This window comes from Janthinobacterium sp. AD80, from assembly GCF_002878455.1.
In the GTDB taxonomy this organism is placed as follows: domain Bacteria; phylum Pseudomonadota; class Gammaproteobacteria; order Burkholderiales; family Burkholderiaceae_D; genus Janthinobacterium.
Genome location: NZ_NRDQ01000083.1, coordinates 61048 through 71826 on the forward strand (window position 1 = coordinate 61048; position 10779 = coordinate 71826).

At 59.9% G+C, this 10779-nt stretch carries 7 protein-coding genes and 2 rRNA genes; 1 reads left to right on the forward strand and 8 read right to left on the reverse strand.

Annotated features, from left to right (window positions below):
- Positions 1 to 619: 619 nt before the first annotated feature.
- From JaAD80_RS16920 to puuE, 6 genes are all read right to left on the reverse strand, one after another.
- Positions 620 to 2134: an adenosine deaminase gene (locus tag JaAD80_RS16920; RefSeq protein WP_102295684.1), complete on the reverse strand. Its 1515-nt coding sequence runs from the start codon at positions 2132 to 2134 to the stop codon at positions 620 to 622.
- A gap of 83 nt (positions 2135 to 2217) precedes the next feature.
- On the reverse strand, positions 2218 to 3534 hold the full coding sequence (gene guaD / locus JaAD80_RS16925) for a guanine deaminase (protein ID WP_102295686.1): 1317 nt from the start codon (positions 3532 to 3534) through the stop codon (positions 2218 to 2220).
- A gap of 9 nt (positions 3535 to 3543) precedes the next feature.
- Entirely contained in the window at positions 3544 to 4611 is a 1068-nt protein-coding gene (xdhC, locus tag JaAD80_RS16930) for a xanthine dehydrogenase accessory protein XdhC (protein ID WP_102295687.1), read from the reverse strand.
- Positions 4612 to 4621: 10 nt separating this feature from the next.
- A complete protein-coding gene (gene xdhB / locus JaAD80_RS16935) occupies positions 4622 to 6967 on the reverse strand; it encodes a xanthine dehydrogenase molybdopterin binding subunit (protein WP_102295689.1) in 2346 nt (781 codons plus the stop codon).
- 10 nt (positions 6968 to 6977) lie between these two features.
- Positions 6978 to 8444 carry a xanthine dehydrogenase small subunit gene (gene xdhA / locus JaAD80_RS16940; protein ID WP_102295691.1) on the reverse strand — a complete coding sequence of 489 codons (1467 nt, stop codon included), beginning with the start codon at positions 8442 to 8444 and terminating at the stop codon, positions 6978 to 6980.
- Positions 8445 to 8543: 99 nt separating this feature from the next.
- A complete protein-coding gene (gene puuE, locus JaAD80_RS16945; protein WP_102295693.1) occupies positions 8544 to 9497 on the reverse strand; it encodes an allantoinase PuuE in 954 nt (317 codons plus the stop codon).
- Between the two features lie 121 nt (positions 9498 to 9618).
- Between puuE and uraH the strand changes: the two genes are divergently transcribed.
- The gene (gene uraH, locus JaAD80_RS16950) at positions 9619 to 9972 is read left to right on the forward strand and encodes a hydroxyisourate hydrolase (protein WP_102295694.1); all 354 of its coding nucleotides are present in this window, start codon (positions 9619 to 9621) and stop codon (positions 9970 to 9972) included.
- 265 nt (positions 9973 to 10237) lie between these two features.
- Here the strand turns inward: uraH and rrf are convergent.
- Both rrf and JaAD80_RS16960 read right to left on the reverse strand, forming a co-directional pair.
- Positions 10238 to 10350: ribosomal RNA gene (rrf, locus tag JaAD80_RS16955) — 5S ribosomal RNA — on the reverse strand.
- Between the two features lie 139 nt (positions 10351 to 10489).
- Positions 10490 to 10779 (reverse strand): 23S ribosomal RNA (locus JaAD80_RS16960); the annotation flags it as partial.

Sequence of the window (10779 nt, forward strand, 5' to 3'; positions counted from 1 at the left end):
CGGCTCTCCGTATCCTGACAATTTCGGCTGAAAACACTGTTCCGGTCCGTACAACCCAGGGCGCTAGCACCTGTGTCATTCACCCGACATGCTGCACCGGCCAACATGGCAAGCCGCGAGTGTAATTGTTAAATATTTCAAGACTGTGACACGGCGGCAAGATGCAGAAAAATCTCGTCATTTTGCGGCATGACTGTTTGTTTCACTCTGCATCTCACCTTTATTTACTGCAAATACCCATCTTCATACGTCATCACGAATATGAATTGTGACTTTTTAATATCACCCTCATCTCACTATGCATCATCAAAAAATGGATGACAAATACGTTTTTTTTTTACATATTTATATATTTAAAATATAAATAGCAGAGACTAAGTAGTAGGATTGATATCGTGATGAGCGTATCCGGGCTTATGGCGCGAGATTATAAGTGAGCAATATGTGCTTGAAATTGATTCATCCAGGAAATTGGATAAAGTCATGCATCTGGGGTGAATTGTGTCGCATAGCCGCCACAAAATTGACAATAAAACATCGTTGAAAATTCGGCAGGGAAATGGAAAACGGCCGGAGAACCCGGCCGTGGCAAGAGTGTCAGTTTCGACGCAGGCGAAACTTACGGTTTGCTGCTTTTTTCCGTCTTGTCGGCGGCGGCAATTTGCGCCTCAAAGCGCGCAAAACGAACGTCCAGGGCTTTCAGCAAGCGTTGTTTATCAGCATCAGCAAGGAAGGAATAGCGCAGGCTGTTATACGAGAGCTTTTTCAGTTCCGCGTAATCCGTCTTGTACTGGCTGGCAAACAGCACATATTCGTTCGACAAGGTATTGCGCGACACGCCCGCGTCATCCGTCGAGATGACGAACGGCACGCCGTACTTGCGGTACAGGGTGATCGGATGGGCCTGCCCCTTGATACCGAGGATATAATCATTGCTGGTCAGGTTCACTTCCACGGGAATGCCCCGCGCGCGCATCTTCTGCATGGTGGCCAGCGCATTGTGCTCGTAGGCGATATCCATGCCGTGGCCGATGCGGTCGGCCCCCGCCACATTGACGGCTTCGGCGATGTGGAATGCCATGCCTTCCGGCGGCACCATGCCCAGCGCCAGCTCGCCGGCGTGCAGGGCGATCTTCACGTTCGGATATTTTGCCTTGAGGAACTTGAACATTTCCATGTGCAGGCTGTAGTCGCGCATGGAGACATTCACGCTTTCCTGGCCCACGATGTTCACGCCCACCACCAGCGGATTCAGGCTGGCCGCCTTGAATGCCGCCACCATCGAGGAAAATACTTGCGATGGCGACAGGAAGCGCAGCACGTACGCCTGGTAGCGCATGGTGAAATCGGCGTCGTCGATGCCGGCGCTGCTGCTGTTCACGTTGTCGTTATAGGCCGTGATGCTTTTCTGGAAGCTGGCATCCTGCTCCAGGCTAGCTGTCCAGTTGGCCAGCACGGCTTGCAGGGCGGCCGGCTGCAAGCCCGGCGCCAGCACCTGCTGGTCGAATTGCGTGCTTTGCACGAACGGCGACAGCTCGAAAATCGTTTCAATATAGCTCAGGTTTTCTGCGATGGCGCGCTGCTTCAGGGTTTTCAGGCCATCGGCCGTGTTGCTCGATGCGACGGGACCGAAGTAGCCGAAAGTATCAAAAAAGGTACGGTCAGGGGGCGTCTGGATGGCACCGTGATTATAGAAATCCTTGGTCGACCAGCGCTGCAGCAATTCCGCATACAGGCCCGCATCGGCGAATACTTCCGTGGACGACAGGCAGTCGCGCTGGGCGGCCGGTTTGGCGCGCTCAGCCGCCACGACATCCTTGTTGCTTTCGATGCGGTATGTCGTCTTGTTGACGCAATAGTTTTCCTTGTCGACCCAGTCGAGGAATTGCTCGGCATAAATGGCGCCCGAGTAATGGTGGTGCAGATCTCCGCCCTTGGGCATCATGGAAAAGAACAGGCTCAGCTCGGCGGTCTTCGGCTGGGTGCCCGAGACCAGGGCGGCAAAATGGCGCGCGGTGGCCGCCTCGTTGGCGGAAGGAGCGGCCACGGCGTTGGCGGCGTGGGCCGTGCCAGCCAATGGCAGCGCGGCGGCGAGTGCGGCGGCCAGCGCCAGGCCCGGGAATTTCTTTTGCATCAGCGTTCTCGATCAGGGTGAATCCTCCTGAAAATAAGCAGCGGCAAATCATCAGGATACATCAAGGTTGAACAACGGGTAGGTCAGTTCTGCTCCCGCACATGCACGCAGCGTCCGCCTGAATAAGTGGCGGCCACGGCGCGGTCGTCGCCCAGCAGCGCAAAGGCAAACAGCAATTCCTCGAGGCTTTGGCAAGCGGCCGTGCGGCGCGCCAGCAGCGGCGTCGATTGCTTGTCGAGCACAATAAAATCCGCTTCCGTGCCCGGCGTGAAATTGCCCAGAGTGCCTTCCAGTTGCATGGCGCGCGCGGCGCCCAGGGTTGCCAGGTAAAACATGCGCAAGGCGGGCAGATAGCTGCCTTTCAAGCGTGCTACTTTATAGGCTTCGTTCATGGTTTGCAACATCGAGAACGAGGTGCCACCGCCCACATCCGTGGCCAGCGAGAGCAGCACGCGCGCCGCATCGGCCCGTTCAAAATCGAACAGGCCGCTGCCGAGGAAAAGGTTCGAAGTCGGACAGATGGCGGCGGCCGAGTCGGTCTCTGCCATGCGTGCGCGGTCGCGCTCGTCGAGCCAGATGCAATGGCCAAACATGGCCCGCGGACGCAGCATGCCGTACTGGTCATACACGTCGAGGTAGCTGCGCGCCTGCGGATGCAGTTCGCGCACCCAGCGGCACTCATCCTCGTTTTCCGATACATGCGTCTGCAGATACGTGTCCGGATAGGCATGTGCCAGCTCGCCCGCCAGGTGCATCTGTTGATTCGTCGAAGTGGGCACGAAACGCGGCGTGATCGCGTACAGCGAGCGGCCGTGCTTGTGCCAGCGCCGGATCAGCTCTTCAGTTTCGCGCGCGCCGGACTCGGCCGTATCGCGCAGGAATTCCGGGCAGTTGCGGTCCATCATGACCTTGCCCGCCACCATGCGCAAGCCGCGCGCCTCGCTGGCGCCGAAGAAGGCATCGACGGATTGCGGATGCACGCTGCCGTACACCATGGCCGTGGTGGTGCCGCAGCGCAGCAGTTCGTCGAGGAAAAACTCGGCCACGTTGCGCGCGTGCTCAGGATTTTCAAACGCGCGCTCGGTGGGGAAGGTATACGTCTCCAGCCATGGCAGCAAACCGGGCGCGGGCGAGGCAATCATTTCCGTCTGCGGGAAATGCACATGCGTGTCGATGAAGCCAGGCACGATCAGCTTGCCGCTGTAATCGATGATCTCGCTGCCTGGCGGCAAAGTCGGCAGCAGTTGTGCATAATCGCCGGCCGCCACGACCTTGCCACCGGCAACGATCAGCAAGCCATCCGCATGCCAGGCATGCGCGTCGTCGCTGAAAGCAGGATCGGCGTGGAAGTGCAGCAAGCTGGCACGGTAAGCTTGCAATGTGGCAGGAACAATCGGCATGACTTCTTTCTATAAGGGGTAAGTGGCCGCGCGGCTCTTGCGGCGCGGCGGCGCGCTGGCAGATACCAGCCGCAGCGGTGCGGCCAGGGCCGCGCTGGCGGCTTCCTCCCACACCATCAATAATTGACAGGCAACGGACGCGGCGATCACGGCCGGCGCCTTGTTGCGGATACCTGGCATGCCGATCGGACACACCATGGCGGCGATGCGCTCATCCGGCACGCCTCGCGCCTGCAAGCGGTGCTCGAACTGCTTGCGTTTCGTGTGCGAACCGATCAAGCCAAACCAGCCGGCATCGTCGCGCGCCATGATGGCCTCGGTCAAGCGTTGATCGAGCGCATGGCTATGCGTCATGACAAGGAAACTGCCGCCCGGCGGCGCCATGGACACAAATTCCTCGGGCGTATCGGTGGCGGCGATGCGCACATTATCAGGCATATCGGACGGAAACATGTCGTCGCGTTCATCGACCCAGGTGACGTTGCAGGGCAAGTGGGCCAGCGCCCGCACGATGGCGGCGCCCACGTGGCCGGCGCCGAACAAGGTCAAATGGGCGCGCGGCGTCAGGCACGGGTCGACCAGCCAGCGCCGCCCGTCCATGCCTTGCGCCACATGCGTGCCCCGTTCGCGCGAAAATGTATCGGGCGCGTGCTCGCCTGTGCCAGCGATCAGCTTGCCCGCCGTATCGAACAGGGCTGAGGCGGCGTCGCCATCGAGCGCCGTCAGACGCCAGCTGTCTTGCTGGCGGCGTTCACGCAAGGCGGACAAGACCGCATCGCGGCCGGTATCGACTGGTTCGAACGCCAGCCAGACGACACCACCGCAGCACTGGCCCAGGCTGGGGCCCAGCGCAAAGCGTTCCAGGCGCGCCTGGGTATTGCCCGTGGCCAGCATGGTCTTGGCGATCTCCACCGCGCGCAGTTCCAGGTGGCCGCCACCGATGGTGTCGACCTGGCCGCTGGTGGCGACGCGCATCTTCGCGCCTGCCTCGCGCGGCCCGGAACCGTCCACCAGGGCCACCGTCACCAGCACGCAAGCTTGCGTGTCATTCTCCATCGCTGTCAGCCAGTCGCTCATCATCGGCCCCTTACGCCGCCACGCCAGCCGCTTGCACGGCCATCACCGCCCTGAGGATTTCCTCGCTGGTGGCCGGGGAATTGAGCGGGGGCTGGATGGCGTGATTCCCGACGCTGGAAATGGCGTCGCGGATGGCGAAGAACACGGAAAACGGCAGCAGCAGCGGCGGCTCGCCCACGGCTTTCGAGCGGTGGATGCTGTCTTCCACGTTACGGTTCTGGAACAGGTTCACACGGAAGTCTTCCGGGCAATCGGAAATGCCGGGGATTTTGTACGTCGATGGCGCATGCGTCATCAGCTTGCCGGCGGCATTCCACCACAGCTGCTCCGTCGTCAGCCAGCCCATGCCCTGGATAAACGCGCCTTCCACCTGGCCCAGGTCAATCGCGGGATTCAATGACTGGCCCGCGTCGTACAAGGCATCGGCGCGCAGCAGCTTCCATTCGCCCGTCAGGGTATCGACCACCACTTCGGCCACGGCCGCGCCATAGGCGTAATACGAAAAAGGATGGCCCGTCATCGTCTTCGCATCCCACGACAGGCCGGGCGTGGCATAAAAGCCGTCCGACCACAGCTGCACCCGCGCCAGATACGCCTTTTGCACCAGTTCGGCAAACGGCACGACGTGGCCATGCACGTGGATGTGGTTATCGAAGAAGCGCACGGAAGCCATTTCGCCACCATACAGTTTGACCGCGTAATCAGCCAGGCGTTCACGAATCTGCCGCGCCGCATCCTGCGCCGCCTTGCCGTTCAGGTCGGCACCGGTGGAGGCCGCCGTGGCCGAGGTATTCGCCACCTTGCTTGTATCGGTGGCCGTGGCGCGCACACGTTCGAGGTCCAGGCCCAGCTCATGCGCCACCACCTGCATGACCTTGGTATTGATGCCCTGCCCCATTTCCGTACCGCCATGATTGACCAGCACGGAACCGTCCACATACACGTGCACCAAGGCACCGGCCTGGTTCAGATGCGTGACATTGAAGGCGATGCCGAATTTCAGCGGCGTGAACGCCAGGCCCTTCTTGAGGATGGGGCTGGCCTCGTTGTAGGCGTCGATGGCGCGGCGGCGCGCGCGGTAATCGCTGCTCTGTTCCAGCTCGGCCACCAGTTCATGGATGACGTTGTCGACGATTTTCTGGCCATACGGCGTGACGTTGCGCCCTTCGCCATCGTTGCGCCCGTAAAAATTGAGCAGGCGGATATCCAGCGCGTCGCGCTGCAGATGGCGGGCGATTTCATCGATCACGTATTCGATGGCGATGGCGCCCTGCGGCCCGCCGAAGCCCCGGAACGCCGTGTTCGACTGCGTATTCGTCTTGCCGCAAGCGGCGCGGATATCCACGTCGGACAAATAATAGGTGTTGTCGAAATGGCAGACGGCGCGCGTGGCGACGGGACCGGACAAGTCCGCCGAGTACCCCGCGCGCGTGGTCATGTCGACTTTCGCGGCAAGAATCCTGCCATCATCGTCGTAGCCCACTTCGTATTCATAATAAAAACAGTGGCGCTTGCCCGTCACCAGCATGTCGTCGTCACGGTCGGCGCGCAGTTTTACCGGGCGTTTCAATTTCGATGCGGCGATGGCCGAGGCCGCCGCCCACAGAGCCGACTGCGATTCCTTGCCGCCAAAACCGCCGCCCATGCGCCGGCATTCGACGGTGATGTTATGCGAATGCACGCCCAGCGCATGCGCTACCACGTGCTGCATCTCGCTCGGGTGCTGGGTAGAACACAGCACCAGCATGCCCTGCGCTTCCTTCGGGATCGCGTAGGAAATCTGTCCTTCCAGATAAAACTGCTCCTGGCCGCCCACATACAACTGGCCCTTGACCACGTGCGGCGCCTGCTCGAACGCGGCCTGGTAGTCGCCACGCGCCAGGCGCATGGGCGGCAGCACATACGACTGCGCCGCCTTGGCCGCTTGCGGTGTCATGATCGCCGGCAATTCGTCATACGACACTTGCGCCAGACGCGCCGCGCGGCGCGCGTGGTCGTGCGTATCGGCCACCACGATAAAAATCGGCTGGCCCACGTACTGCACCAGCTCCGCCGCCAGGATGGGGTCGTCATGGATGATGGGACCGCAATCGTTGGTACCGGGAATGTCCTGCGCCGTGTAGACGGCGACGACGCCACGGGCGGCGCGCACGGCGGACAGATCCATGGCCGTGATGCGTGCGTGCGGCTTTTGCGACAGGCCCAAGGCCGCGTGCAAGGTGCCCTGCAGTTCGGCAATATCATCCGTATAGGTAGCTTGCCCCAGCACATGCAATTGGGCCGATTCGTGCGGGCTGGGCTTGCCTACGGCGCTCCAGGCGGCAGCTTGCAGTTTGGGCGTGGCAGGATGGTTCATGCGGGTCCTTTCAGGCGCGGCAAGCGTAGGCGTTGATGGCGGTGCGTGGCAAAGGCGCACCGGGGCGGGTTTCCAGCCAGAAGCGGCGCAGCAGGTTTTGCGCCGTCGTCATGCGATAAGTGTTCGACGCGCGCATGTCCGACAGCGGCGCGTAATCGTCGGCCAGCAAGCGCATGGCGATGAGCAAGTTCTCTTCCGTCCAAGCCTGTCCACGCAAGAATGCCTCCGTTTGCGCGGCGCGCTGCGACGTGGCCGCCATGCCGCCAAAGGCGATACGCGCGTCCGTGATGCGCTCGCCATCGAGCTCAAAGGCAAACGCGGCGCAGACGGCCGAGATATCCTGGTCAAAGCGCTTGGCCAGCTTATACGTGCGGAAATGCACGCCGGCGCGTGGCAAAGGCACGTGCACGGCTTCGACGAACTCGCCGGGCTGCAGATCCTTCTTTTGATAGCCAAGATAAAAATCTTCCAGCGGCATGCTGCGCTGGCCGGCGGGACCGCGCAGCACGATCTCGCTGCCCAGCGCGATCAGCCACGGCATCGAGTCGCCGATGGGCGAACCATTTGCCACATTGCCGCCCAGGGTGCCCGCGTTACGGATCGGCAAGGAGGCAAAGCGCTGCCACAGTTCCGACAATTCATCGGGATAATGCTGGCACAGCGCGCCGTAGGCATCGTTGAGGCTGGCGCCGGCGCCGATCTGCAGCTTGCCGTCGGTAATCACAATGCTTTTCAACGCAGCCACGTTGCCCAAATAAATGATGTCGCCCAGGTCACGCAGCTGTTTGGTCACCCACAGGCCGATATCGGTGGAGCCGGCCAGCAGGCAGGCTTGCGGATGCGCCGTGCGCAGCGCCACCAGTTCATCCACCGTGCGCGGCGCGTGGAAGTGCTGGCCGCCGTGTTCATACGTAGTCAGGCTGCCGCGCTGCAGCGCCTGCAATTGCGTTTGCAAGCCAGCGCGATCAAATTCCACGCGCGGCAATTCGCCCATGCGTCTGGCTGCATCGATGATGGGACGGTAACCGGTGCAGCGGCATAAATTGCCTGACAGGGTGTCGTCGATTTCGCAGCGCGTGGGCGTCGCGCCATTTTTTTCCAGATACATGCCCCACAGCGACATGACGAAACCGGGCGTGCAGAAACCGCACTGGGAACCGTGGCATTCGACCATTGCCTGCTGTACCGGATGCAGGGCGCCATCGGACTGTTGCAAGTCTTCCACGGAGAACAGGGCCTTGCCATCGAGGGTGGGCGTAAGCTGGATACAGGCGTTGACAGCCTTCATTTCCACCTTGCCGTCGAGCAGGCTGGCGACCACCACCGTGCAGGTGCCGCAATCGCCTTCGGCGCAGCCTTCCTTGGTACCCGTGCAATGCAAGTCCTCGCGCAGGTGCTGCAACACAGTCTGCGTGGGGGCGGCGTTGTGCACTTCCTGCACGGCACCACGGTAATAAAAGCGAATCGGTTCTGACATGCTGGCCTCGGAATAGTCCCAGTGGAGAAGATTAACACCGGTACACAGGACAACTATATGCAAAGACTGATTTTACTTATCATCCTACATCAATAAAACTTATACCTGGAACGGGTGCGTCGCATGCCAGTGCTCGGCGATGTCGATGCGGCGCGTGATCCATACCTGCTCATGGCGCTGTACATAATCAAGAAAGCGCGCCAAAGCCGCCGCGCGGCCCGGCCGCCCGACCAGGCGGCAATGCAAGCCGACGGACAGCATCTTCGGCTGGTTCAAGCCGTTCGGATCGCCTTCCGCATACAGCACATCGAAGGCATCTTTCAGATAATCAAAGAACTGCGTGCCCGAATTAAAGCCTTGCATGGCAGCAAAGCGCATGTCGTTCGTGTCCAGGGTATAGGGCACGATCAGTTGCGGCTGCACCACTGATGCGCCTGCCGCGTCCGTGTACGCGACCTTTTCCCAGAAGGGCAGGTCATCGCCATAATAATCGGCGTCGTAGCGGAAACCGCCATGTTCCACCACCAGTTTGCGCGTATTTGGCGAATCGCGCCCGGTGTACCAGCCTTGCGGGGCGGCCCCCGTCAATTCACGGATAATCTGCACGGCCTCGCGCATGTGTTCGCGCTCCGTCGCCTCATCCATGTTTTGATAGGAAATCCAGCGCAAGCCATGGCAGGCGATTTCATGCCCCAGCTCCTGGAAGGCGGCCACTGCCTCCGGATTGCGCTTCAAGGCCATCGAGACGCCAAAGACCGTCAACGGCAGGCCTCGCTCCTTGAACATGCGCAGCAAGCGCCACAGCCCCGCGCGCGAACCATATTCATAGATCGACTCCATGCTCAGGTGACGGGCGGGAAAGGCGGCGGCGCCTATCATTTCCGATAAAAACGTCTCCGAGACGGGATCGCCATGCAGCACGCTGTTTTCCGCACCTTCTTCATAATTGAGGACGAATTGCAGCGCAATACGGGCCTTGCCCGGCCATTGCGGATGGGGCGGCGTGCGGCCATAGCCGATCAGGTCACGTGGATAATGGTCGTAAGTACTCATGCGCTGGCTCGCCTATAGGAGGACAATGTGGTCTATATGTTCAATCATATAGCCCGATGCCGTCGCCGGTATATGATTTGCACGATAAGCACATTCACTCACCCTATATACAGGATAGCAAATGGGAAAACTCAGCACGCATGTACTCGACATCGCCCACGGCAAACCCGGAGCCGGGGTCAAGGTGGCCCTGTTTTCAGTCGCAGCGGAAGGAAAAGTGTTGTTGAAGATGGATATGACCAACAGCGATGGCCGCTGCAGTTCGCCCTTGCTGGAAGGCGACAGCATGAAAGCGGGCCAGTATGAGCTGGTCTTCAATGCCGGCGACTATTTTGCCGCCCAAGGCGTGGAACTGCCGTCGCCCCGTTTCATCGACCTGGTAACGCTTTCATTTGGCATTGCGCACACCGATGAGAATTATCACGTGCCGCTGGTGGTGTCGCCGTGGTCGTATTCCACGTATCGCGGGAGCTGATAATTTGGTACCAAGCATATTGTCGGCTTACGCTGCGCACCTCGACGGCCCCGTGCATCCGACCTACCGGCTGGCGTGGTTGTCGGATTACGCGCGGCCTTGCCGCGCTAATCCGACCTACGCACCTGGCTAGCGGTAAATCGACGTAGGTCGGCTTAGCGCGCAGCGCGTAAGCCGACAAACACCACAGACATAAGCCACGAATCTCCAGACGAAAAAAAACCCGCCAATTTCTTGACGGGTTTTTCTCTACTGCGAATAACAAGCCTGACGATAACCTACTTTCACACTGGTTGCAGCACTATCATCGGCGCAAAGTTGTTTCACGGTCCTGTTCGGGATGGGAAGGGGTGGGACCAACTTGCTATGGTCATCAGGCATAACTTGTACTGACGCTTGTCTCCTGTAGGACGACAAGGCCATGAATCTGGAAGAAGCAAAGATTGGGGTAATGACTGGTTGTATCAACACACACGCAACGTTGTACCGTCTTATCCTCTGCACCTGCTAAGGTTATAGGGACAAGCCGTACGGGCAATTAGTACTGGTTAGCTTAATGCATTACTGCACTTCCACACCCAGCCTATCAACGTCCTGGTCTCGAACGACCCTTCAAAGAGCTCAAGGCTCTGGGAAATCTCATCTCAAGGCAAGTTTCCCGCTTAGATGCTTTCAGCGGTTATCTCTTCCGAACTTAGCTACCCGGCAATGCCACTGGCGTGACAACCGGTACACCAGAGGTTCGTCCACTCCGGTCCTCTCGTACTAGGAGCAGCCCCCTTCAAATTTCCAACGCCCACGGCAGAT

Excerpts from the sequence above, each read along its gene's own strand:
- guaD (WP_102295686.1), bottom strand. The coding sequence starts at position 3,534 with ATGCCGATTGTTCCTGCCACATTGCAAGCTTACCGTGCCAGCTTGCTG.
- xdhC (WP_102295687.1), bottom strand. The coding sequence starts at position 4,611 with ATGAGCGACTGGCTGACAGCGATGGAGAATGACACGCAAGCTTGCGTG.
- puuE (WP_102295693.1), bottom strand. The coding sequence starts at position 9,497 with ATGAGTACTTACGACCATTATCCACGTGACCTGATCGGCTATGGCCGC.
- uraH (WP_102295694.1), top strand. The coding sequence starts at position 9,619 with ATGGGAAAACTCAGCACGCATGTACTCGACATCGCCCACGGCAAACCC.
- xdhA (WP_102295691.1), bottom strand. The coding sequence starts at position 8,444 with ATGTCAGAACCGATTCGCTTTTATTACCGTGGTGCCGTGCAGGAAGTG.
- xdhB (WP_102295689.1), bottom strand. The coding sequence starts at position 6,967 with ATGAACCATCCTGCCACGCCCAAACTGCAAGCTGCCGCCTGGAGCGCC.
- JaAD80_RS16920 (WP_102295684.1), bottom strand. The coding sequence starts at position 2,134 with ATGCAAAAGAAATTCCCGGGCCTGGCGCTGGCCGCCGCACTCGCCGCC.